The organism is Brachyspira hampsonii, from assembly GCF_001746205.1.
Lineage (GTDB): Bacteria > Spirochaetota > Brachyspiria > Brachyspirales > Brachyspiraceae > Brachyspira > Brachyspira hampsonii_B.
This window is the reverse complement of sequence record NZ_MDCO01000012.1, coordinates 256,042-282,340: the sequence shown is the minus strand read 5'-3', so window position 1 is coordinate 282,340 and position 26,299 is coordinate 256,042. Positions and strand designations below refer to the sequence as shown.

Sequence of the window (26,299 nt, the reverse complement as noted above, 5' to 3'; positions counted from 1 at the left end):
AAATATTATGTTAACATTCTATTTATACTCTAATATAAATATTTGTCAATAATATAAATTTATATTTTATAATTCATAATGAATTTACTATATATTAATTATTATAAAAAATTATAAAATTTGATTATTGATAATTTATATATTATTAGTATACTTTAAGGTAATTTAATTTAGAAAAATAATGATTAGTAAGGAGATTAGTATGGAAGAAGAAAACAAAGGGAGTTTTTTAGGATTAATACCATTAATCATTTTTTTGGCTATCTATATGTTTTCAGGATTATACACAGGCAGCTTTGAGAATATGCCTCTTATGGTTGGTATTTTAATATCATCTGGTGCGGCATTATTATTAAATAAGAAATCTGATAAGAAAAAATTTGAAACTAAAGTTGATATGTACTGTGAAGGCGGCGGAGAAAAAACATTGATTTTAATGGTTTTGATATTTATTTTAGCAGGGGCTTTTTCCGGAGCTGCTTCAAAAATGGGAGCTGTATCTTCTATCGTTAATATGGGACTAAGTATCATACCTGCCAATTTAATATTACCTGGTATATTCGTTATAGGCTGCATACTTAGCTTTTCTATGGGAACTTCAATGGGTACTGTATCTGCATTAATGCCCATTGCTATAGATTTAGCTAATAAAACAAATATAAATATGCCTTTGATAGCCGGTGTAGTTGTTGGAAGTGCTATGTTTGGTGATAACCTATCTTTTATTTCTGATACAACAATAGCAGCTACTAGAACACAAGAAGTTAGCATGAAATCAAAATTTCAAGAGAATATATTTATGGTTTTACCTGCTATTATAGTAAATATAATATTATTAATGTTCCAGCCTGTAGGTACTATAGATATTGGTAATCATAGTAATTTTTCAATAATTAATATTATACCATATATTGCTGTTATAGGCTTATCCTTATCAGGTATAAATGTTGTTATAACAATGAGTATAAGTATTATAATAGCTATTATTATAGGAATATTCAATGGAAGTTTTACACTTGTAGAGTCATTTAAAATAGTGCATAATGGAATGATGGGTATGGAGGATATGGCAATAATAGCTGTATTTGTAGGCGGACTTGTAGCACTTATGAAACACTTGGGCGGTATAGATTGGATTTTATATACTTTGTCTAAAAATACAAAAACTTCTAAAGGAGGGGAATTGAGTATAGCTGCTTTAGTTAGTCTTATAGATATATCTACTACTAATAATACAGTTTCAATAATAGCAGCAGGACCAATAGCGGCAAATATAGCAGATAAATTTGGAATATCAAGAAAAAGAACAGCTAGTATATTAGATTTATTTTCATCAGCATTTAATGGAATATCACCATTTGCAGGACAATTATTAGTTGCAGGAGGTTTAGCAAAAATATCTCCAATATCTATTGTACCTTATGTATGGTATTGTATACTTATGATAATTTTTGGCATTATAGAAATAATAATAGGCTATCCGCATTTTATAAAAAAAGATAAATAGAATTTGGTATATAAAAGATAAAAATTTTGATAATTATTTTCTATATTAGACTTGTTTCAACACTAAATTTGTAATTAAATAATTTTATCAAGTAGTTTTTAGCAAGTCTAATATATATAATCATAAAACATATATAATAAAAAAACGAGGGATATAATATAGCCCTCGTTAACAAATTCAATTATTAATTAACCTATTCAATATAGCAGTAATTAAATTTATGTTTTCCCAAAGTATTATATACTACACCTTTCAATTTAGGACTAACCATTAAAGTAAATGCTCTATGATAAAGAGGTATAAAAGGCATATCATCTATTAATATTTTTTCTGCATCCATCATATATTTCATTCTCACAGAAGCATCAGCAGTTTTTCTAGCACTATTAACCAAAACATCATAACTAGGATTAGAATATGAACCATAATTAAATGAATTTCCTGTAAGCATTATTTCAAGCATAGTCATAGGATCCCTGTAATCAGCATTCCAAGCCATAGAACCAATATCAAAATTTTTCTCTACTAAATACTGAAGTACAAGAGGATACTCATCATTTTTCAATGTTACATCAATATTTAAATTAGATTTCCACATCTGCTGTATAGCCTCAGCAACTATTATATGAAGACCCGGAGAAACTCTTATCTCTAATACAGGAAAACCTTCGCCATTAGGATATCCAGCCTCAGCCATTAATGCCTTAGCTTTTTCCACATTTGCAGCATAATTATCAGTATCTATTAATATGCCAGCCTCAGCTCTGTATGAATTACTAATACCATCTATTGTAGGAGGTACAAATCCTTGAGCTGGTGCTTGTCCGCCCATAGTAACATTAGATACTATATAATTTCTGTCAATAGCAAGAGATAAAGCCTGTCTTACTCTTTTATCTTTCAAAGCATTGTTCGTAATATTAAGAGATAAGTAGAAAGTACCAGCTCCATCTCTAAGAGCAATATAATTTTCAGCTTTTAATTTTTCTATTTCGCTTGAAGGAGGCTCCAATGCTGAAAAATGTATAGTTCCTCCTCTGATTCCGGCAATAGCTGTATTAGGATCTGCCATAGAAAGGAATTTTAATTTTTTAGCAACAGTCTCTTCAGCATTATAGTAATTTGTTCTAGCCTCAAAAACTATATACTGATCCATAACCCTTTCTGTCATTTGATAAGGACCATTACATACATAAGTTTCAGGTGATAAAGTCCAATCATCTCCATACTGCTCTATAATATCCTTTCTTATAGGAGCAAAAACTCCTACTGTAGTCATAAACTCTAAAAAGTAAGCTGCAGGATCAACTAGTTCTACTTGAAATGTATAATCATCTAAAGCTTTTACTCCAAGTTCATTATAATCCATAGTACCAGCATTAATCTCTTTAGCATTTTTAATTATTTCTAATAAAGAAGCATATTGAGCTGCCACATCAGGATTAACAACTCTTTTCCAGCCGTATTCAAAATCATGTGCTGTTACAGGCTTACCGTCAGACCATAAAGCATTAGTTCTTAAATGAAAAGTATAAACTTTTCCGTCTTCGGATATATCCCAGCTTTCTGCCATACCATTTGTAAGTTTTCCGTCCGGACCTATTCTTGTCAAACTTTCAAATGAATGAAATAACATAGCAGAAACAACATTCAAACTGTTTAAGCTAGGATCTATAGTTCTAGGTTCTGCCCCCATATTAATAACTATAGTATCATTTTTATTTCCAGAATTACCTGAGCATGACAGAAGAAATAAAGAACTTAATATTAAAAATATAGCCATTACTTTTTTCATATTCTTTCTCCTAACATTTTATTTTATATATGAATAATTAAATTTATGTCTTCCTAAAGGATTTAATACCACACCTTCTAATTTAGGATTTTTCATAAATGAGTCTGCTCTATAATATAAAGGTATAATAGGCATCTCATCCATAAGTATATTTTCAGCTTCAGCCATAGCTGCCATTCTTATCTTATTATCTTCGCTTTGTTTAGCTGTCAATATTTTATCATCATATTCTTTGTTAGCAAATCCTGTATGATTTACTCCGCCGCCGCTTACCATAACATCAAGCATAGTCATAGGATCATTATAATCACCTGTCCAGCCCATTCTAGCCATTTGATAATCTTTTTCTAGTAAGGTCTGAAGTGTTATAGGAAACTCTTCCTGTACCAAAGATACATTAACATTCAAATTTTCTTTCCACATCTGCTGCAAAGCCTCTCCGATTAACACATAAATACCAGGAGACACTTTTAATTCTATTACAGGGTAATTTACACCATTAGGATAACCTGCTTCAGCCATCAACTCTTTTGCCTTTTTAACATTATTCTCATAATCATTAACATTTATATATTCTTTATTTTCTTTTCTAAATGTAGTGTTTAATCCTCTAACTTCAGTAGGCACAAAAGCACCTGCAGGAATCTGTCCGCCTTTAGTAACATTTGATACTATATAATTTCTGTCTATAGCAAGTGATAAAGCCTGTCTTACTCTTTTATCTGCAAAAGCCCTATTCGTAATATTTAATTCTATATAATAAGTACCTAAAGCATTATTTGCTACTATATAACCTTCATTTTTTAATGTTTCTATTTCAGCTGCCGGAGGTTCTAATGCAGAAAAATCTATAGTGCCGCCTCTGATTCCGGCAATAGCTGTATTCGGATCGCTCATAAGTACAAAATTAATCTGTTTAGCCGCTTGCTTATCAGCATCATAATAATTAGTATTAATATCAAAAACTATTCTCTCATCTATCACCCTTTCTTTCATTTTATAAGGACCATTGCCTATATATGTTTCAGGAGTTAAAGTCCATCTATCTCCATATTGTTCTATAATATCTTTTCTAACAGGCATAAATACTACTGTAGAAGCTATAAAATCTATAAAATAAATAGCCGGATTTTCAAGCTGTACTTCAAATGTATAATCATCAATAGCTCTCACTCCTAAACTATTATAATCCATATTGCCTGCATTAATCTCTTTAGCATTTTTTACTATTTCCATCATGTATGAGTATTCAGCTGCTGTATTAGGATCAACTGCCCTTTTCCATGCATATTCAAAATCATGTGCTGTTACAGGCTTACCGTCAGACCACTTTGCATTCTTTCTTATATGAAATGTATATACCAAACCATCGTCTGATATTTCCCAAGTTTCTGCCATACCAGGTCTTACATTATTATTTGAATCTATCTTTGTTAAGCCTTCAAAAGCATGAAGTATATAAGATGATACAACATTGATAGAATTTAATGTAGGATCCATAGTCTTAGGTTCAGGTCCCAAATTTATTGATACAGATGAAACCGCTCCGCTACTTGTTTCTGATTTTTTACCGCATGATATTACAATCAAAAACATCATCAAAAAAGCAATAAATATCTTTTTCATAATACAGCCCCTATATAAAAAATTATAAAGTTATAAATTATGTTATATCATAAACTTTTATAATGTCAATAAAAAACTTCTCTATATAGTAATATTTTTCATATTGACAAAAACAGCAATGTAAAATATTATGTTTACTAGACTTTTAAATTTAGGAAAACAATTATGATTAGAAATATCCTTACATTATCTTTTATACTTTTAATAATATCATGTTCAAATAATAAAAATAATAACATTAATAATAATCAAACCAATACTAATACAATAGAAACCCAAACTAATGAATTAAAACAAGCCGAAGAATTAAACAATAATAATACAAAAAATGATACTTCTCATACACAAAAAAATATAGAATGGATATCTCATCACTATTATATAAAAAATGATAAAGGAGATTTCTTTTCAGTTTATTTAAATGACAGATGGCCTGAAAATAACTCTGAATTAATGCCTAATTATGAAAAAATAAAGGCAGCTTTTAATTATAAAAATTTAAATGATATAAATCAATTTTATGATAAAAAAAGCATTCTTGATATAACAAATAATAGAATATATGCAGAAGCTGAAAACGGCGACAGTATAGAGAGTACATATTCAAATATTACATCATTTAAAATGACTTCAAAATCATTAAATAGTTCATCAAAAGAAATAAATGCAGCTTCATCATTAAAAGCAGCAGTATATAACTATGCATATTCAGATGTTTCTGAAACTAATGAATATGGAAGTGCATCAACATTCTCATATAAAGATTCTATATTTTTGCTTATACCTGATGACACTAACAAATTAGAAGTATATGATAAAATTTCTTTTGATATAAATGAAGGTTTTAATCTAAATAATCTAAAAAGAAATGAAAATTTAGAATTTGAGGATAAAAAGGGAAGCATATCAAAATTATTTGAAAACGATATGAGTGATCCTTATGATGAATGGTTAACAAATTCAGCTGACAGCTATGAATCAAGTAAATCTATCAACATAACTTATTTTAATGATAAAACTATATCTATAAGAAGAACTTCAACATTATATTTAGGCGGAGCACATGGAGTGTACAATAATTATAATTTAGTATATTCATTAGAAACAGGTGAAAAAATAGAAGTTACTAATTTTATAAAAGATTTTGATGATGATGAATTAAGAAGCATTATGAGAGATAAACTTTTATCAATAGATAATAGAACAGAAGAAGATTATTTAGTTCCTTTAGATGAAATAACTTTAGCTGATACATCTTTTTACATCTATGCTGACGGCGTGCATTTTGTATGGCCTATATATACTATAACTGCTTATGTTTTAGGTGAAACAGAAATAGTTTTGAGCTTTGATGAAATTAGACCGTTCATAAAAGATGAATATTTATACATAATAGAATAATCTGTTTTTTGATTTATTTTGAACCCCACCCTTTAGGTTTATTATCTATTTTAAATTTATAATCATTTTAGTTTTAGTATCTTTACCGAAATTTTACCCCCCCACCCAAATTGTGTTTAATTTATTGTTTCCCTACCGCACGCAGAGCTGAACTATAAATATAAATTGATTAATAAAAATAATAATTTAATTATATATAAAATTTTGCTAACCGTGCGTTAAAGAGATTAAAAACTTAACAAAACCTAGGGCGGGCAGCTTTAATTTCTTTATAGATAATAAAGAAAATAAAAATGAATTTATACATAAAAACAGTAAAGAAAAAGGGCGGGCAGGTGTAAATATGATAAAATGTATAAAATTAATTGAATGTTAAATTAAAAATTAAGGTTAATATTTCCGAAGATATATAATAAGAAATATAAAAATACATATATAGAAGAAGACTATGGCTATAATAGAATTTAATATACCAACAAAAATCACATTCGGCATTGATTCTCTTGACTGCTTATCCGATACAATAAAGAAATACGGCGGAAGAACTGTATTAGTTACAGATGGGGCATCATTCAATCAAACCGGATTAATAGATCAAATAGTAAATAAACTTAATGATAACTTCATTAATGTAATGGTTTATTCTGATGTAAATTCTACAAGTACAAGCGATGCTGCCGATATTATTGCCAATCTGGTAAGATACAGCAGAGCAGAATCCATAGTAGCAGTAGGCGGCTTCAAAATACAAAATACTGCTAAAGGAGCAGCCATTGTAGTAACAAACAGCGGTGAAGCTTCAGACTATATCAATGGGCAGCCTGTATACCATAAACCTTTACCTATTATAGCAGTGCCTACAATATTAGGTTCTTTATCAGAAATAGCCACAGGAATATGTTTATATGATAAATATGATGAGGTAAATAAACAAAATAATGAAGCTAATATATACTCATCTAATTGTATTATAGATCCTACTTTATATGCCACTGTACCTGTAAAATATACTATAAGCAGTGCTTTATCAGTATTTGCTTTATCATTTGACATATATATGAGCAATACTCTTACAAGCATAACAGAGCCTTTAATAGTACATGCTATGAAAGTAAGTATGCAGGGATTAAAAAAACTTATATCTGAAAGTAATAATATAGATAATATAGCAACTTTAGCTACAGCAAATATGTTATGTGCTACTTCTGCATGCCACAGCAGTTTAGGTGCTATAAGAGCTTTGTCTATTGCCATAAATAGTGTATATGCCGTTAATAAATCTATGGTATGTTCTATATTGCTTCCTCATATTATGGAATATTATATCACTGTAGCACCTGATAAATATGTTGTACTTTCAAATGTTATAGACGGAATAGATCCGGAAATGACTCCTTTTGAAATTGCTAACCAATCTGCACAGCATATAAAACAATTTCTTCATAATATAAACTTGCCTACAAGACTTAATGAAATAAATATAGACAGAAGTAAATTTGATAAAGTTGCAGAATTAGCATTAAAATATCCAGGTATGGATCAGCTCCCTAGAACTATGAATTTTGATTCAATAATGACAATATTGGATCAGGCTTATTAATCTTCACTTTTAGGAGCATATTTATAAGGTTTCTTATGTAAAGCATCTATTAATTTCTTATTAGGCTTGTAATGATCAACAGAAGGTAAATCCTTATATTCCAAAAGCTGACAGTTACAGCTTTCAGCATATTTATTATATGCCAAATAAAGCAGATATTCCAAATTGATAGTATCAAGCAGATTATAGTGTATCAGAGAATCTATAGCGGTTTCATCTTTAGTATCTTGATAATAATTCCATAATAAAACTGCAGTATATCCATTAACTCCTTCCATATCATCGCCTCTGGAAATACCTACATCCTGCTCTATTTTCTTTAATCCGCCTGTATATCCTAAATCTTTAAGTACAAAACGCAAATCTATCTGAGCACATTTTATAGTTGTGGCAAAATATCTCTCCAAAAATGGTATATCAAAACAAGATCCATTGAATGTTACTATTATAGAATAATTCTTTATATAATCCAAAAATTCATGCTCATTTCTGCCATGTACAAAAACTTTCATTTCCTTGCCGTCATAACAGCCTATAACAGTTACATGGGCTTTAGCAGGTTTTATTCCTGTAGTTTCTATATCTAGGAAAACAGTTTTATCCATAAGTATAGGATAAAGTCTATATACTATAGAAGAAGGAAATTTTTTCAAAAAATAATTATAGTTTTTATTTTTTAAATTATATATACTTCTTGGAAGTTCATCTTTCAAAGATTCCCTAATACTTGCAGGCATAGCATAATAATTTATATTTTTTAAAGTATCTTCCCAATCAACAGCACCTTCTTCCCATAAAAGACTTTCTTTTTTTGGACCTATACCTTCTATATGCTGAAATGTTTTTTTTATCAAATCCACATAATTCCCTTATATTTTTCGTTTTTTATTTTCTTTTCCACTTAACACCATGAGGTGTATCCATTATCTCTATTCCCATAGACAATAACTGATTTCTTATCTCATCTGCTTTTTGATAGTTTTTCTCTTTCTTAGCAAGAGTTCGCTCTTCTATTAATTTATTAATTTCTTCTTCATTATCTTCTTTTTTATCAGTATCACCCATATTAAAACAATTTATAATATTATTTACTCTCTCTATAAATTTTAATACAGAATCTCTTGTATTAACATTAATAGAATCAAAAGAAGTATTTACTGTTTTAACTAAAGTAAATAATATACCAAGTGCCTCTGATATATTTAAATCATTATAAATAGAGTCTGAAAACTTTTCATTAGAAAGCTCTAACTCTTTTAATAAATTATCATTAACTTCATTAGATTCAGTATTGCTTATATCTTTCAATCTGAATATAAGATCATTAACTCTGTCAATAGCACTTTGAGCCTGTTTAATTCCTTCTATAGTGAAATTTAACTGCTTTCTGTAATGAGAGTTTATAAGCGAATATCTTATAGCTTCAGGAGAAAGTCCTTTATCAAGCAAATCTCTTAAAGTATAAAAATTACCTTTAGATTTAGACATTTTCTCACCGTCAACTATCAAATGCTCGCAGTGAAGCCAATAATTAACGAACTTTTCATTGAAAGCAGCTTCATTTTGTGCTATTTCATTTTCATGATGAGGGAATTTATTATCAATTCCTCCTGTATGTATATCAAAATGCTTACCCAAATATTTACAACTCATTGCAGAACATTCTATATGCCAGCCCGGTCTTCCCTTTCCAAAAGGAGAATCCCAATAAACCTCTCCGTCTTCTTCAGTATATGCCTTCCAAAGTACAAAATCGCTTGCATTTTCTTTATCATACTCATCATTAAGAACGCGTCCTGAAGCTCCTTCAAGAAGCTCCTGCTTATCTAAATTGGCAAGCTCTCCGTATTGAGGGAAAGTGCTTATTTTAAAATATACAGAACCGTCTGCCTCATAAGTATGACCATTTTTTTTGAGCAGTTCTATAATATCAATCATCTCTTTTATATGATCAGTGGCTGCAGGATTTACTGAAGCCTTTTTTATTCCTAATGTATTTATATCTTCAAAAAATGCTTCTTTATACTTCTTTGTATAATCATTAAGAGATATATGATTCTCTTTAGAATTTTTTATAGTTTTGTCATCAACATCAGTTAAATTCATAACTAGCTTAACATTATATCCATAATCTTCTAAAACCCTTCTAAGCAAATCGCTGAATACATAAGCTCTAAAATTACCTATATGAGCATAATTATATACAGTGGGTCCGCATGAATACATACCAACTTCATTGGAATTAATAGGTTTAAACACCTCTTTTTCTCTAGTAAGTGAATTATAAAATACTATATCTTTCATATTAAATTGTATTCCTTAAAATATAATTAACATTGTACTTAAAAGACTTTATTTGTCAAGCTATTATTATTCATTTTTTACAAATGTTTTTTATACTGTATTAATAAAAAATCCCTCCTAAAAATTTTAGGAAGGATTCTCAAATTTTATTTATTAAAATAAATAAAATAATTTTCTAAATATAAACCAAAATAATAAAAATCAAACAGCCTTGCTTTTTTTTATTACCACAGTAGCCTGCTCCTTATATTTAGATATTAGACTTTTAAGGTCTTGTTTTACCTTATCTTCTGTTTGTGTCATTATTTAATTCCTCCTTGAATAATGAATAATGCTTTTAGAAGCTGCCGTCTCTCCAAACTTTAAAGTCCGGATAGTCTAATTTCTTAGATTTATCTTCATACCATTTGCATACAGCTGCTGACATATTAATAACATAAAAATTAAATTCTGTCTTCCAACCGTCATTTTTAAATTCGGCAAATGATGGTATAAATTTATTATTAATAGAATTATATATACTATTCTGGGCTGATTCTGTAGGAATATTATTATCTTTTATTGCTATTCTTAATATCAAATGTATAGACATACATGATAAAGTGGATGTGATTCTGCTGTACTCATTAAACATTTCATCTTTTGTGTAATTATCTGATAAAGTATCCATCCATAATTTAATTATACTTCCTAATGCCTCTAATTGTTCAGGTGAAGCATTTTTGTTCATTATAATATCTGCATAATTTTCTGCTAATTGCTGAAATGTCATAGTTGAGTTTTCATCGGATATAGATATATCGGCAACTTCTTCTATTTGCATAGATTTCACCATAGAAGCAGCATTATCCTGACTATAAACATTAATAGATATAAAAATAAATAAAACTAATAGCAAATAAATTTTTTTCATAAAATATATCCAATTTATAATTTAGTTTTATTTATTATCGTCATCAATTAATTTGTCAATACATTTTTATTTTGTTTTTAATGATAAATAAAAACTCAAAAACGGCATCTTTAACTATCAATTCTTTCAATCCATTTGAATACTTTATCCAATATATGCTCGCTGTCCATAGATTCAAAGAATATTCCATTAACTAAATTATTATGATAAATATTTTTATTATCAAATACAATACAATCAGCTAAACCATTATGAAAACTATTAACTTTATTAGAAAAATTAATAGAATTCTTAACATCGCAAATAGGATCCAATTCTGAATGAACACATAATACCTTTGTTTTTTCACTTCCGTCTATATGATTATACGGATTAGCTTCTTCTCTATTATAGCCTTCCTCAAATAATTGATTAAGCATAGGAGTAATTATATCATTAGTACATACATTTAAATCAGTAGGACCGCCAAGTGATACATAACCTTTAAAAATATTAGAATCTACATTATACTTCTTATGCATTTCTTTATAATATACAAGCAAAGCTCCTAAATGTGCCCCGGCTGATGAACCTATTACTACAATATTAGAATAATCAATATTTTTATTTTTTAAAACCTCCAATGCCTTATTAAACCCTGAGAATACATCTTCTATTTGAGCCGGATATTTATATTTTTTACTAAGTCTATAACCCAGCAAAATAGTATGAAATTTTTCTTTTGCAAATCTTCTCCCTACAAATCTGTATAAATTGGCATTACCCTCTCGCCAGCCGCCTCCATAAAGATAAACTATAACCTGCTTCTTAGGGCTTTCATTTTCTTTTAATTGGGGAGCAAAATATAATATATATTGAGCCTTATCCTTATCGAATATATACTTTTCAGGCTTTATTTTCTTGTCAGACCTTATAAAATTTAAAGCCATACTTGGATAACTTAAATATTCTCCAAGTAAATTTTTTCTTCTTATCTTTTCTTCTATTTTTTTATTCTTTATCTCTAACTTATCTTTTTCTTTCTCAAGTTTTATCTGCTCTTTTTCAGCATTCTTTTTATCTTCCATAAAAATACTCCTTAACTATTTTAATACATATTTTTTATATATGAAAAATTTTTATTATAGATGAAATAAAATCAATTCTAAATAATATAAGCATAGCTAAAATAATTATAATACCTCCTCCCAAAGCCGATAAACTGCTCCAAAGTACAAAATGAAACAACGGCAGAATTATAATCATTATTGATATAAAAGAGGAAGACATTATATAAGAAACATATTCATTAAAATATTTTCTATCTATAACGGCGATTAAAAACATAGCTATATTTAATCCAAGAGCTAAAAATGGAATAACATAATTAAATGACCATTTATGAAAACCGCTAAATATATCTACCACAATAACAAGAGGCATAAGTATAAAAAATTCTATAATCAATTTCTGCCTTAAATATAAAGTATTTGCTGTAAAACATATAAATGTAAAATATGCACATAATATGGATATAACAGATATTACAGCCCAATTATATTTTGAATTAGTTGAAATATTTACTATTATCAAAACTATTATCATCGTTAATGAGGAAAGCAAAACTATTTTTTTAGAATTAATTTTTTTCTGCATTTTATAAAACCATTCATAAGAATGATATTCTTCATTTATTATCATATTATCATTCTTATTTAATTCTTTCAGACATAAAGGACATATATTTCTATTAGTTTTTATTTTCAGTCTGCAGTTATTACAATATGACATATTATTTACACCCCAAAATCATTAGAATAAATTTCAACTTCTGTAATATTGGATATATAATTAAAAAAATATTTTATTATATCTGTTTCTATCACAGTTCTATTGAATGTAATTGACAATTTATCTTCAAAACTGCATAAACCGCAATTTAAAGGACTGTTTATTGTAGGATATACAATGGCTTCAAAATGTCTTATATAATTTTTCATATCATCAGGCAATGATATATTACTGAAATTGGATACTGTCATAGTTTTTAATTTATCTTCAAAAAGTTCAAAGGCTAAATTAACTGCAAAATTTTTAATAACTAATGGTATAAATTTAGCAAATATATTATTTTCTAATTTTGTATTTTCATATATAAAATTCTGAAGTTTTTCCTTGCTAATTTTTTCTTTCATCTCTTTATTTGTAATTATTATAATATCATCAAAAGTTAATTCTTTATCTGTAGGAATAACTACATTAGCAATGCCGAAGAAATTTTTTAATGATATTGAAGGAAATATATTCCTCAAATTAACAGGAACGCACATAACTATATTTTTTCCATCAAATCTGTTTTTTATTCTAGTTTCATAAATAGAATAAACTAAAACTGATATTATATAAGATGTGATAGTTGTATTATGTTTTTTGCTCTCTTCCTTTATCCTTTTCAAACTTAATATGCCATGCACAACATTATCACCATAAAATTTTAAAGGCTTTCCTTTAATCAAATAAATATTTTTTATCTTTTTTTCTTTTTTAGTTTTTATTTTATTTTTTGTATGAACATAAAAGCTGTCATCATAGTCGGCTGTAATCGGAACAGTATCTTTAAATATATCATCATTCTTGTCATCAATATTTTTTCCTGATAAAACAAAATAATGATAAAGCAAAGATTTTAAAAAACTTATTAGAGATGAAGCATCCGCAAGAGAATGATAAACTTCTGTAAATATTCTGTATTTATAATATCCCACTCTTAAAAGATAGCCATTATTTAATTTACTGTTTATATTATAGCAAGGATAATATTTGTCTTCTGCTACAATTAATTTTCTATGATTTTCTTCAAAGTAATTCCAAAACAGCCCCTTTTTTATCATAAGTGAAAGAGTAGGAAATCTTTTTATAGTGATATCCAATGCCTGCTGAAGTATATCAGGATTAACTGCTTCATTATTAAGAACTGCTGATACTCTAAATATTGGTATATTTTTTTTATTTTTTATAGAAACAAAAAGTTTAGCTGCATTATCTAATTTATAAAGATGTTTCATACTCATATCACCATAATTTTATATTAATATTTTAAATCATCTTTTTTATTTTTCAATGATTAAAAATAACTAAATTTTTATAAAAAGAGTATTTAGCAATATATAGTTCTTAATGATCAAATTTTATAGACCCGCCCCTTATATTTTATGCTTTATTTTGCAATTATCATTTTATTAATATTTAAAGTTTTCATCTCTAATTAAAAATACCCGCCCAAATGTTATTTAAATATACAATTTACTCAACGCACGGTTAGTCAATTTATCAATATAATAAAAATTTGAATTATCAATAAAATATTTATATCTAGTGTTTCTCTGCGTGCGGTATATATATACTTAAATTTAAATAAATCTTGGGTGGGAAGCAGAAATGACAGAATAAAATAAAAAAGAAAAACAGTGCAAAAATGACATTAAATTTAAAAATCTAGAGGGAGGGGAATGTGAGTAAATTTAAAAAACATAATTATACTAAAAATAGTTTAAAATAAAAAATTAAGTTTTAAAATTCTATTAACGCACGGTGAACATATTGTTAATATTTAATTTAAACTATATTTTTAATAAATCTATATTTAAAATTATACTCTGCGTACGATATTTATATACTTAAATTTAAATAAATCTTGGGCGGACAGCTAAAAAATCTAATTTGGTAATAACAAAAGATTAATTTTATATTACAGATTAAAACTATAAGTCTAAAGGGCGGGCAAATGTAATTAAATTTTAAAACTTATATTACATACCCCACCCTTTAATATTTATTACTAAAATTTAAATTTTAGTATTTCTTATATTGAAAGCTCAATTAGAAATTAAATCACCCACCCTAGATTTTTTTAAATTTATAACTCACATAACGCACGTTTAATATATTTTTATTAATTATTTCAATTATAATACAATAGTTATATTATATTTTAAATTTTATTCTGCGTGCGTAAATGTAATAATAAAATAATTAGGAATATAAAATTTTCAAATATTTATAATTAACCAAAATATATATTATAAGTTGACAATAGTTGTATTTTAATATATAATTACAGCGAATAAATAATCTATAAATAAAAAAATCTAATAAAATAGAGGTGTAATATGTCAGGACACTCCAAGTGGGCTAGTATTAAACATAAAAAAGCCGCAAATGATTCAAAAAAAGGTAAAATTTGGTCAAAAATAGCAAAAGAAATAACAATCGCAGTAAAAGAAGGCGGAAGCCCAGATCCAGATCAGAATGCTAGATTAAGAATGGTTATAGTTAAAGCTAAAGGTACTAACATGCCTAATGATAATATAGACAGAGCTATAAAAAGAGGAGCTGGTGCAGGTGAAGGTGCTAATATTGAAGAGATGTCTTATGAGGGCTATGCTCCAGGAGGAGTTGCTATCATAGTGGATGTTGCTACAGATAACAAAAATAGAACAGCTGCTGAAATAAGATCTATATTCAGTAAAAATGGCGGAAACTTAGCAGAAAATGGTGCAGTTTCTTGGCAGTTTAAGAAAAAAGCAGTTGTTATTATACCTGCTGCAGGAAATACTGAAGAGAGTTTAATGGATATAGTTTTAGATGCCGGTGCTGAAGATATAGAACAAGATGAAGAAGTATTTACTATCACGGGTCCTATGGAGGCATTATCATCTATAGTTGATGCTCTAAAAGCTAAAGGCATTGAACCTGAAAGTGCTGAAATAGTACGCGTTGCTGATAATACTATGACTATAGCTGAAAATGATGCTAAAAAAGTTATGAAAATCATAGGTTTATTTGAAGATCATGACGATGTTTCAGCAGTTGCTACTAACTTAGAAATTACTGATAACTTAATAGAAGAATAATATATTTTATCATAAAATAATCAAAAGCAATTAATATCTTTATGATAACTTTAGGAATAGATCCGGGATTTGCTAGATGCGGTTATGCTTTTATAGAGAGTAAAAACTCATCATACAAAATAGTGAATTCCGGGCTTATTGAAACTTTTCAAAATCAAGAATATAATCAAAGACTTTCATTTATATATACTCAATTAGATGCTCTTATCAAAAAATATAACCCAAACAATGCCGCAATAGAAGAACTGTTTTTTTCAAAAAATACTAAAACAGCAATAAAAGTTGCTGAAGCCAGAGGTGTTATTATATTAGCTCTCACTTTAAATAATATTGAATTTCAGGAATACAAACCTAAAGAAGTAAAATCTCAAATAACAGGAAATGGAAATGCAAATAAAGATGCTATGATGAAAATGGTAAATCTATTTACAGCTTCTAATATTATTCAAGATGATACCGCCGATGCTGTAGCCATAGCTTTAGCCCATGCTTCAAGAAATAGAATATTTAATAGTATCAAATAATTGGTTTTTCGTAGTTAATATCATCTATCATATATATATTATCTTTATGATTAGTTTTAGGAGTTTCTAATATTTCTGAATCTCCGGAACTTTCATCTTTAGATATTTGATTTTCAACTATAGATTCAAATTCTGATTGATAGTTTTCTAATATAGTGCCGCTTAAATCAGCATATAATAAGATCTCTTTTAATTTTTGCAAATCGTAGACATAAGTGTATGTATATTTTGCACTTCCGATAGTTTCTACAGCTCTAACGGCTAAGGAATTATTATATAATAATTCTTTAAGTAAAATTATACTTTGCTGACTTGCTGTTTGAGAATTAGTTAATGAATAAAATTCACTTTCACCATATTTATTTAATGATGTATTTCTAGGCTCATTCTTACCTAATCTGTATATAATATCTATTTTATCATTGTCATTCAAACGCTGTTTAAAAATCAAAGAAGGAGTATATAAATTTATATTAATGGAATTACTATTCACTTTTATCATCAATGTATTGAAATTTAAAATATTTTCTTCTTGTTTTTTTATAAAAATAGAAATTTCTTTTTCATCTGTTATAGGATCTATTTTTTCAACTAAATGCCATTCACCTATTGCATAATACTCTGAATACAATAAAGAAGAACTAATAAAGATCATAACAATAATGATTTGTTTTACTATTTTCATAAAAAGCTCCATCTACTTTTCTATAGTTATATTATGATAGTTTTATCAATTAAAATCAATAATAAATACAAAATTAAAAAAAAATTTTTACGATTTTAGTTTACATATTAAAATAAAAACAGCAGAAAGACAAAAAACTAAGCCTTCTGCTGCAATAAAATAAATAAAATTAATAAAACAAATAATTTTTTTTATTTTAAATTAATCTCTTTTATTTGAATCTTATCCAATAAATTATTCATATTTTCAAATGTCGTAAGTCCCTCACTGAAAGCAGTAGCAGTTCCTGAAGCTATAGCATATTTATATGAATCAAGTATATTTAAATTTTGGCTTATACCATATACAATACCAGCCACCATAGCATCTCCTGCCCCAACAGAGCTAATGAGATTTCCTTCAGGAGCATTTCCTATATAAGAGCCGTCTTTATTAACTAAAGCAGAACCATCTTTCCCCAATGATACTATAACATTTTCACTTCCGTCTTCTACTAATTTCTTGGCATAAGTTATGATATCATATACAGTTTTTATATCCTTTCCGAAATATTCAGATAATTCTTTTCTATTTGGTTTTGTAAGAAAAACATTTTCTTTCACCGCTATTTTAAAAGCATTCTCTCTTGAATCCAATATTACTTTTACATTACTTTTTGATTTCGTTTTTTGTATAATATCTTTATAAATATCTTCTTTCACAGAACTAGGGACACTTCCAGAAAGAACTAATATATCATTGTCCTGAATATTATTATCTATAATATAAAGCATCTGATCTATATTCTCCTGCAATATTTTAGGAGACTTGCCCATTATTTCTGTTTCTTTTTTTGCTGTTTTTATTTTCACATTGATTCTAGTATCTTCTGTCAGAGAAATAAAATTATCTTTGATTCCATATTTATTTAAATCTGCTTTTATATAATCACCTGTAAAGCCGCCGCAAAATCCTAAAGCAGCAGATTCTATGCCAAAATTTTTTAATACTTTAGAAACATTTATTCCTTTTCCTCCTGCTAAAGTGTATGAATTATTTACTTTATTTAGTTCTCCTTCATCAAATTTATTCATATCCATATAATAGTCTACTGCAGGATTTAGTGTTAAAGTATAAATCATATAAACTCCCTTATCTTTATTGTTTATCATTTAGTAAGTGATATTAATATATATATTATATCGTATATATAAAAAAAATAAAATAGACTTATTTCAAAACTACTCGACAATATTAATTATGAAAATTATTTAGTTTTATAATTATAAACATGATATTTTATATGTTATATAAGTTATTATTTTAGTATATAAATACTCAGGCTTTCGTGAAGCGTATACTAGCTTGTCGATGGTATAGCTTCTCTCCAGCCGAAAGCATGCAGTGTACTTTGTTCAAAGCCTAAAAAAATATGAGTATTAACAAATTGAGTTTAAAACAAGTCATCTAATTTAAAAATCTATTTAACGCACGGTAAATGCATTTTTATAATAAATTTTAATTGTATCAATAATGTTTCTTTATTGTCAATTATTTTAATTATATCATCGCCATAATAAGACTCATCAATATCTCCGCCTTCTTCTATTAATTCCATTACTCTCTTTAAACTATGATTTTCTATAGCTTCAAATATATCATAATCTTCACTGTATTCCCCTTCCTTCCTGTTGGCATAGGATAAGGCAGAGTTCATATTAACAAATTTGCCCTGTATCTTTACAACATTAGTATAAGTTTTATGATAAATATTATCAGGATTACTTACATACACAGAATTATTGCTTATGCTTACACTAGCCTCTTCTTTTTTCTTGCATGATATAATTAAAATAATTGACAATAAAGAAATTAACAATATAGTTTTTAACACTTTTATTCTTTTCATAAACACCGCCGTATAGTAATTAATAATTTGTGAAGTATTATACAATAAAAGCAAATTATTTTCTATAAAAAATTAAAAAATCTCGCTTTAAGGCTCTAGCAAATGAATTTGCTAGACGCTCGATTTTTTAATAATATTAATTAACTATAGCCTCTTTAAATCTGAAATCTATTTATTATAAATAAAAATTGCTTCGCTAAAAATATATTTATACTAAAGTATAAATATGCTACGCAATTTTTGTAAAGTATATTAAACATTAAATAAATAGATAAAATATATTAATTAACTATAGCCTCTTTAAATCTGAAATCTATTTATTATAAATAAAAATTGCTTCGCTAAAAATATATTTATACTCAAGTATAAATATGCTACGCCTCTTTTATTTAAAGGTTCTGGTAATTTTACTTTAATATTTTCTAATAAAACACCGAAGTCTAATCTTTCAAATTCTTTATAATCATCTATATTATAGGAATCTGCACTAACTAGACTAAATAAAAAAGGCAAATCAATATTATTATCAGGATAAAATCTTAAAGCACTATAAATAATATCAACCGATCTAAGTTTGTTTGTTTGTTTGTTTGTTTGTTTGTTTGTTTGTTTGTTTGTTTGTTTGTTTGTTTGTTTGTTTGTTTGTTTGTTTGTTTGTTTGTTTGTTTGTTTGTTTGTTTGTTTGTTTGTTTGTTTGTTTGTTTGTTTGTTTGTTTCATAAATATGCTCATAATTCTCATTAAATAATTATACTATTATAAACATAAATAGTCAAATTAATTTCATTACTTGCCATTATAAAAAATAAATACTTGATTTATGAATTATAATATATTACTATTATAAAAAATAAAATGATTAAGAGTTATAAATGGATAATGATATAATATTAAAACTTGAAAATGTAAAAAAATATTTTAATCCTCATGCCAATATTATAGAAAGTTTAATGAAAAAGTCTAAAGAGATTAAAGCAGTTGATGATGTTAGCTTTGAACTAAAAAGAGGAAAAATACTTGGAATAATAGGAGAATCCGGAAGCGGAAAAACTACTATAGGAAAACTTGTAATGAAATTAATAAATCCTACATCAGGAAATATTATATTTGAAAATGAAAATATTAATAATTTTAATAAAGAAGAAACCGCTAAATATAGAAGAAATGTACAAATGATATTCCAAGATCCTTATGCTTCTATGAATCCAAGATTTAAAATAAAAGATGTACTAAAAGAACCTTTATATATTCATAATATTGATGGAGATGAAAAAGTTTATGATGAGATGGTTATCAAGGCTTTAAAAGATGTAAAAATCAATCCTCCAGAAGAGTTTATGGAAAGATATCCTCATATGCTTTCAGGCGGACAGCGTCAGAGAATAGCAACGGCAAGAGCTTTAATACTTAATCCTAAATTAGTTGTTGCTGATGAACCTGTTTCTATGATAGATTTATCCACAAGGGCTGAAATTCTTTATATGATGAAAGAGCTTCAAATAGAGAAAAATTTAAGCTATATATACATTACCCATGATTTATCAACAGCAAGATATTTTGCCGATATGGTAGCAGTTATGTATTTGGGAAGTATTGTAGAAATTGGAGATGCTGATGAAATAATAGATAATCCTAAGCACCCATATACAAAGGCCTTAATAGCGGCAGTTCCAGATGCTTCTTCAGGAAGAGTTAATATAATAAAAGAACTTCCTATCAAAGGCGAAATACCTAATGCCTCCGATATACCTTCAGGATGCCGATTCCATACAAGATGCATATATGCTAAAGAAGAATGCAAAAATAATATTCCTAATGCTGAAAAAATTTCAGAAAATCATTTAATTTCATGCCTATTTGCAAAATAAATAATATTGAAATTACAAAATAATTTCAGTATAATAAAACAATTAATTATAAATAGGAATGAATTATTATGAAAGAATTTAATGATAAAGAAAAAAAAATAGCTGAATATATAGAAAAATATTTACCTTTCAGAGCAAAACATATATTTTCCACAAGAGAGCTTTCTATTCAAATAGCAGAAAAATATGATATAGATACAAATAAAGCCTCTATTGCAGCATTATGCCATGATTTGGGAAAGAGATATAAAGATGATGAAATGCGTAAAATAATACTTGAAAATGATAATAAAGAATACCCAAATTATATAACAGGTGCTTTACTGCATGCAAGAGTAAGTTCTATAATCGCAGAAAAAGAATTCTCAATAAATGATAAAGAAATTTTAAACGCAATAGAAAGTCATACTGTAGGACATGGAAATATGACTATGCTTGAAAAAATAATATATGCATCAGATTATCTTGAGCCTGCAAGAAATATTCCAGCTGCAGATAAAATAAGAGAGAATATTTTTACAGATTTTGATAATGCATTTTTAGAAGTAGTATTAGAATCTATAAATTTTGTTTTGATTAAAAGACAGTATTTATCAGACAAAACAATAGAACTTTATAATTCATTAGTTATCAAATAATAATATTGGGTAAAATTTTTTATGAATAATAATCAAATAAAAAAAGCATATATAATCTTTGTAACCGACAGCAGACAATACAGAAACACTAAAATAAATATAGATAATATACTTAATGAGCTTGCAATGCTATGCGATACTGCAGGTTATGAAGTTGTAAATAAATATTCATTCATACAGCCAAAAATAACGGCCGGAACTTATATTGGTACAGGGAAATTAGAAAGTTTAAAAGAAAGTGCTGCTATTGATAATGTGCAATATTTTATATTTGATAATGAGCTTAGCGGTTCTCAGGTAAATGCCATAGAAGAAGGTTCTAATATAACAGCACTTACAAGAACCGAAATAATATTAGAAATATTTGCTTTGAGAGCTAAAACTATGACTGCTAAAATGCAGGTGGAATTAGCTTTTTTAGAATTTGAATACCCAAGATTAAAAGGTAAAAGAACTAATCTAAGCCAAATAAAAGGAGGTATAGGATTAAGAGGAGGGGCAGGAGAAAAACAGCTTGAATATGATAGAAGAAGAGCAAGAGAGCGTATACATAAATTAAAATCTCAATTAAGCAAGGTAGAAAAATCTGCAAGCACAGGTAGAAAAGGAAGGGAAAATACTTTTAGAATAGCAATAGTTGGATATACAAATTCAGGAAAAAGCACATTATTTAATCTGCTTTGTAAAGAATCTGTTTATGTTGAAGATAAATTATTTGCTACACTAGATACTCATACAAGAAAATTATATTTAAGTGATGATACGCCTGTAGAAGTAATAATAAGTGATACTGTAGGATTCATAGACAGACTTCCTCATACTTTAGTAGCTTCATTTAAATCTACATTATCTGAAGTTGTTGAAGCTGATTTACTTTTGCATTTATCTGATGCAAGCGATGAAAATATAGATGAAAAACTTCTGCATGTAGAAAGCATAATAAAAGAAATAGATGCCTCCCATATAAAAAGAATAGTTATATTCAATAAATCTGACTGCATAGATGAAGTACAAAAAAATAGAATATTAACCTCTTATGATGATGCTGTATTTATAAGTGCAAAAAATAATGCTAATATAGAAACTTTAAGAAAGAAAGTATTGGATATTATATTAGAATTAAATAGTAATTAAATTATCTTCTTAGTTGGGCAAATATAACTACCCAAAAATCCTCACCATTAATAGAATAATGCGAGACACCTATATGAGTAAATTTATCGCTTATAATATTTACTTTATATTTACTAGAATTCATCCAATAACTAGCAACAGTTTCAGCATTCTTAAATCTGTAAGCTATATTCTCATTAGATGAATAAACAATTATTCTATTTTCATAAAGCAATTCATCATACTTTGTATTATTAGGTCTAATATGAGAAAAACTTATAGCAAGCTCTTTTGCTCTAATATCTGCAATATTATTTAATTTATCATCAATTTCAAATGGGTATAAATTTTCATTATCCCTTATTTCATTAAATATTTTCAGCATAGTATTGACATCATTATTATAATCCTGAGCATACAAAAACCCAAAAGAAGCTATGATGACAAATATCATTTTTATTATAATATTAACCATATATTTTTCACTTAATTAATAATTATACTACTCTAATAGTATTTTCATACAAATAAATATAATATTTTTTAATTATTTTTCAAGCCTAATAAGTAATTTATTTTTATTAAATTCGGAAATATTTGAATGTTTTATATTATAAATTATTCTCTGTTTTATTTTAGAAATAATGCTTATTTCATAATTATAATATGATAAAATATCTAAAATACTATTAGTAATATCTATAAGGTATTCATTAGATTTTGATGAACATAATCTACTGTAAATTTGAAGTATATATTCACCAAAATATTTTATAAGTCTTATATCATTAGCAAGTATGGCAGCATTAATATGATAAGAATAAATTTTCAATGCATTAATATTATCATCTTTAATATATTTATCCAAAAACATAGAGAATACTTTTATATATTCCAAACTTTTATCTTTAAGCTTGCTGCATACCTCATCTTTATTTATTATATGAACAGAATATTTTAAATTTAATACTATAATATCATCTTTATCATAATCAAATATTATATTGTCTTTAGAACAATCTAAAGGATTATCCATTTTTAATCTGATATTATCTATATACCTCAATTTTTTATTAACACTGCTGTAATTTATTTTTGAAGTATCAATTACAAATAAGTATTCTATGTTTTTAGTTCTATTAACTATAGATCTTTTAGCACCTCTGTATTTAGTATATTCAGAAGTAACAATATCTAATTTACCTCTATTTTCAAGTATTGATATTAAATCATCATACTCTATTATACCATCTGTAGAATAACTCATTACTATATGTTTAGAATCTATATTATCCAATAAATTTATTAAAGTATCTTTAGCAGTTTTTTTATAGCAGTACATAGATTTAGTTTTTATCCAATCTTTTCTTATACCGCCTTTGTCCGTTTTCTTACCATTTACATATATATTTTTATTAATTACAGGCTTATCCCATAGAGCTATGGTATTAAGCAAATGATAATTGCTTCCGTATTGATGCTGATTATAAGGAGGATCTAAATATACTAAATCAAAATGCTTATTTCTATTTTTTATAACAAACTCATTGGCATCAATCATACTCACATGGCATTTTTTACCATTATATAAAGGTATTTGCTTTAATGATATAGGGGCCATGATTCTATGCAATGCATCTTTATTTCTTCCGCCGAAACCTGCATGAAAAGCTTTAAAAACTCCGGAAGTATTTGTATGAGTTGCTGATTCATATATAATTGAAGCTATAAGATAATAATATTCCTTTTCATTTATTACATTATTTTTGTAAAGCATTTCTATATTATGCCTTATAATATCAATTCTCTCAGCATTGTAATGAGTATAAAAAAGTCTTTCATTTATTAAGTCAGGATTTTCATCGCTTGAAGGAGCATAATATTTTGATATATATCTGTCCTCATCATCAATATATCTAATATCATTAATCATATTTATTGTATTCTCTGCCCCGCCTGTATGAATAAACATATTAGATAAGTCTTCTTCATTTATACATAAATGAGCATAGTTTAGAATATAAGAATAATATTCCCAATCATTAGAATAAACTTCCAAATCCAAAGTTTTAAAAAGTCTTGAAACGCTTCCGCTTCCTGCAAATAGATCCAATGCTGTTTTTATATTACTATCTTCCTGCAATATTTCTGAAATAGTATTTTTTATAAATGAAAGCAATCTTCTCTTATTTCCAATATATGCTATTAAATTTTCTTTTAAATATTTATCTTTAACATTATCTTCAGTATTAGTTATCATAATCTTATTATCATAATATAGTTTACATAATAATATTAACATAATACTTAGAAAATATCAATATTATCTAAATAAATATTCATTTAGATAAATATTTATACATACTAAAATTATAAAAATCATATATAGCAACAGAAGAAGCAGCATATATTTCTATATCTTTAAAATTATTAATAAAATTTATTTCAGTAAGGAAGTTATAAGAATTATATTTATTTTTTATATTATTTTTTATTTCATTAATAAAGTCTTCACCTAAATAAAGCATCTCTCCGCCTATAAATATAGTTTCAGGGTCAAAAGTATTAACTATATTGTATATTCCTATAGAGACCCAATAAGCTGAAAAGTTTTTATAAGTATCAATAACAATATCATCATTAATATGATTTTTTATAATTTCATTATAGCTTATATTTTTATATTTATTATCTCTGTTTCTAAGCTCATTCATAAAAGCATTAATGCTCGCAACAGATTCCCAGCATCCTTTTTTTCCGCACATACAAATATAATTAGAATCGGTTACTATAGTATGAGAATAGTTAGCTGCTGTGTCATGCGTACCATACAAAATTGCTCCGTTGCTGGATACAGATACTCCAATCCAATTACCTAAATAAATATATACAGATGAAGTTTGTATAGGCATAGATTTTTTCATCTCTTCAAGCATACTATATGTAAGCATAGCACATGCATATCTGTCAATGATAACATCAGTATTAGTATTCTCTTCTATATATTCTTTTAATGGTATATTTTTCCATTCAGGTATTCCCATACAATCTACAAGGATATTATTATTTTTTTTGCTTATCTTACCGGGTACTGATATTCCTATAGAAAATACTTTTTTATCTTTATATTTATTTTTTAAATCTTTAATTTTTTTTATTATTGTATTAAATGTTATTCTATAATCATCATTTATATTTACTTGTAATGAACATTCTTCTATGATTTCATTTTCCAAATTAACAATAGCTATATTGCATAATTCTCTTCTAAAATGTACAGCTATAAAATATCCTAAGTTTTTATTTATATCTAATAATATAGGTTTTTTACCTCCTAAAGATGATGACTCACCATCACATTTTTCATATACTATTCCCATATTAATTAAATCATCTACTAGTACGGATATACTTGCCTTGCTTAATTCTAAATTATAAGCCAAATCAGCTCTTGAATAATGACCTATTTTTAATAATTTTACTATATCAATATAATTTTGTTCTTTGATATTTTTAGCTTTTAATCTCTTCATTTTTATATATTAA

The 26,299-nt window shown here is 26.7% G+C and carries 22 protein-coding genes and 1 pseudogene; 8 read left to right on the top strand and 15 right to left on the bottom strand.

Annotation, left to right across the window (positions count from 1 at the left end):
- Positions 1-202: 202 nt before the first annotated feature.
- Positions 203-1,507 (top strand): Na+/H+ antiporter NhaC family protein, encoded by a 1,305-nt coding sequence (locus BFL38_RS10340; protein WP_069726966.1) that lies wholly within the window; start codon positions 203-205, stop codon positions 1,505-1,507.
- 193 nt (positions 1,508-1,700) lie between these two features.
- Here BFL38_RS10340 and BFL38_RS10335 read toward each other — a convergent pair whose 3' ends face one another.
- Complete coding sequence (locus BFL38_RS10335) at positions 1,701-3,302, bottom strand: peptide ABC transporter substrate-binding protein (RefSeq protein ID WP_069726965.1); 1,602 nt, start codon at positions 3,300-3,302, stop codon at positions 1,701-1,703.
- An 18-nt stretch (positions 3,303-3,320) separates the two neighbouring features.
- Positions 3,321-4,928 carry a peptide ABC transporter substrate-binding protein gene (locus BFL38_RS10330; protein WP_069726964.1) on the bottom strand — a complete coding sequence of 536 codons (1,608 nt, stop codon included), beginning with the start codon at positions 4,926-4,928 and terminating at the stop codon, positions 3,321-3,323.
- Between the two features lie 165 nt (positions 4,929-5,093).
- On the opposite strand from BFL38_RS10330, the gene BFL38_RS10325 reads away from it, so the two are divergent.
- Together BFL38_RS10325 and BFL38_RS10320 are read left to right on the top strand one after the other, a co-directional pair.
- Positions 5,094-6,329, top strand: coding sequence for an RsiV family protein (locus tag BFL38_RS10325; RefSeq protein ID WP_069726963.1), 1,236 nt, complete (start codon positions 5,094-5,096; stop codon positions 6,327-6,329).
- Positions 6,330-6,777: 448 nt separating this feature from the next.
- Entirely contained in the window at positions 6,778-7,929 is a 1,152-nt protein-coding gene (locus BFL38_RS10320) for an iron-containing alcohol dehydrogenase (RefSeq protein ID WP_069726962.1), read from the top strand.
- Here the strand turns inward: BFL38_RS10320 and BFL38_RS10315 are convergent.
- The 6 genes from BFL38_RS10315 to BFL38_RS10290 all read right to left on the bottom strand — a co-directional run bounded on the left by BFL38_RS10315 (position 7,926) and on the right by BFL38_RS10290 (position 14,190).
- On the bottom strand, positions 7,926-8,789 hold the full coding sequence (locus BFL38_RS10315) for a ribonuclease H-like domain-containing protein (protein ID WP_069726961.1): 864 nt from the start codon (positions 8,787-8,789) through the stop codon (positions 7,926-7,928). The two genes, BFL38_RS10320 and BFL38_RS10315, sit on opposite strands and share 4 nt — an antisense overlap.
- Positions 8,790-8,814: 25 nt before the next feature.
- Positions 8,815-10,233 carry a cysteine--tRNA ligase gene (cysS, locus tag BFL38_RS10310; RefSeq protein WP_069726960.1) on the bottom strand — a complete coding sequence of 473 codons (1,419 nt, stop codon included), beginning with the start codon at positions 10,231-10,233 and terminating at the stop codon, positions 8,815-8,817.
- A 337-nt stretch (positions 10,234-10,570) separates the two neighbouring features.
- Positions 10,571-11,146, bottom strand: a complete 576-nt coding sequence (locus tag BFL38_RS10305) for a hypothetical protein (protein ID WP_069726959.1) — start codon at positions 11,144-11,146, stop codon at positions 10,571-10,573.
- 110 nt (positions 11,147-11,256) lie between these two features.
- On the bottom strand, positions 11,257-12,213 hold the full coding sequence (locus BFL38_RS10300; protein ID WP_069726958.1) for an alpha/beta hydrolase: 957 nt from the start codon (positions 12,211-12,213) through the stop codon (positions 11,257-11,259).
- Between the two features lie 34 nt (positions 12,214-12,247).
- Complete coding sequence (locus tag BFL38_RS10295; protein WP_069726957.1) at positions 12,248-12,916, bottom strand: DUF6320 domain-containing protein; 669 nt, start codon at positions 12,914-12,916, stop codon at positions 12,248-12,250.
- A 5-nt stretch (positions 12,917-12,921) separates the two neighbouring features.
- Positions 12,922-14,190 (bottom strand): alcohol acetyltransferase, encoded by a 1,269-nt coding sequence (locus BFL38_RS10290; protein WP_069726956.1) that lies wholly within the window; start codon positions 14,188-14,190, stop codon positions 12,922-12,924.
- A gap of 1,104 nt (positions 14,191-15,294) precedes the next feature.
- Between BFL38_RS10290 and BFL38_RS10285 the strand changes: the two genes are divergently transcribed.
- A complete protein-coding gene (locus tag BFL38_RS10285; RefSeq protein ID WP_008723281.1) occupies positions 15,295-16,038 on the top strand; it encodes a YebC/PmpR family DNA-binding transcriptional regulator in 744 nt (247 codons plus the stop codon).
- A 41-nt stretch (positions 16,039-16,079) separates the two neighbouring features.
- Complete coding sequence (ruvC, locus tag BFL38_RS10280) at positions 16,080-16,562, top strand: crossover junction endodeoxyribonuclease RuvC (protein WP_069726955.1); 483 nt, start codon at positions 16,080-16,082, stop codon at positions 16,560-16,562.
- Here the strand turns inward: ruvC and BFL38_RS10275 are convergent.
- The 4 genes and pseudogenes from BFL38_RS10275 to BFL38_RS10255 form a co-directional block, all read right to left on the bottom strand.
- The gene (locus BFL38_RS10275) at positions 16,555-17,247 is read right to left on the bottom strand and encodes a hypothetical protein (RefSeq protein WP_069726954.1); all 693 of its coding nucleotides are present in this window, start codon (positions 17,245-17,247) and stop codon (positions 16,555-16,557) included. The two genes, ruvC and BFL38_RS10275, sit on opposite strands and share 8 nt — an antisense overlap.
- Positions 17,248-17,438: 191 nt before the next feature.
- Positions 17,439-18,368, bottom strand: a complete 930-nt coding sequence (gene pfkB / locus BFL38_RS10270; RefSeq protein ID WP_069726953.1) for a 1-phosphofructokinase — start codon at positions 18,366-18,368, stop codon at positions 17,439-17,441.
- A 416-nt stretch (positions 18,369-18,784) separates the two neighbouring features.
- Positions 18,785-19,135: pseudogene (locus BFL38_RS10265) on the bottom strand (ankyrin repeat domain-containing protein); the annotation flags it as partial.
- Between the two features lie 539 nt (positions 19,136-19,674).
- Positions 19,675-19,854, bottom strand: coding sequence for a hypothetical protein (locus BFL38_RS10255; protein ID WP_069726951.1), 180 nt, complete (start codon positions 19,852-19,854; stop codon positions 19,675-19,677).
- A gap of 152 nt (positions 19,855-20,006) precedes the next feature.
- Between BFL38_RS10255 and BFL38_RS10250 the strand changes: the two genes are divergently transcribed.
- The 3 genes from BFL38_RS10250 to hflX all read left to right on the top strand — a co-directional run bounded on the left by BFL38_RS10250 (position 20,007) and on the right by hflX (position 22,774).
- Complete coding sequence (locus BFL38_RS10250) at positions 20,007-21,002, top strand: ABC transporter ATP-binding protein (RefSeq protein WP_069726950.1); 996 nt, start codon at positions 20,007-20,009, stop codon at positions 21,000-21,002.
- Between the two features lie 68 nt (positions 21,003-21,070).
- The gene (yqeK, locus tag BFL38_RS10245) at positions 21,071-21,640 is read left to right on the top strand and encodes a bis(5'-nucleosyl)-tetraphosphatase (symmetrical) YqeK (protein ID WP_069726949.1); all 570 of its coding nucleotides are present in this window, start codon (positions 21,071-21,073) and stop codon (positions 21,638-21,640) included.
- 21 nt (positions 21,641-21,661) lie between these two features.
- Positions 21,662-22,774, top strand: coding sequence for a GTPase HflX (hflX, locus tag BFL38_RS10240; protein WP_069726948.1), 1,113 nt, complete (start codon positions 21,662-21,664; stop codon positions 22,772-22,774).
- 1 nt (position 22,775) lies between these two features.
- On the opposite strand, the gene BFL38_RS10235 is transcribed toward hflX, so the two are convergent.
- From BFL38_RS10235 to BFL38_RS10225, 3 genes are all read right to left on the bottom strand, one after another.
- The gene (locus BFL38_RS10235) at positions 22,776-23,228 is read right to left on the bottom strand and encodes a CAP domain-containing protein (protein WP_069726947.1); all 453 of its coding nucleotides are present in this window, start codon (positions 23,226-23,228) and stop codon (positions 22,776-22,778) included.
- 72 nt (positions 23,229-23,300) lie between these two features.
- Positions 23,301-25,013, bottom strand: a complete 1,713-nt coding sequence (locus BFL38_RS10230) for a DNA adenine methylase (protein ID WP_069726946.1) — start codon at positions 25,011-25,013, stop codon at positions 23,301-23,303.
- 79 nt (positions 25,014-25,092) lie between these two features.
- Entirely contained in the window at positions 25,093-26,286 is a 1,194-nt protein-coding gene (locus BFL38_RS10225) for an ROK family protein (RefSeq protein WP_069726945.1), read from the bottom strand.
- Between the last annotated feature and the right edge of the window lie 13 nt (positions 26,287-26,299).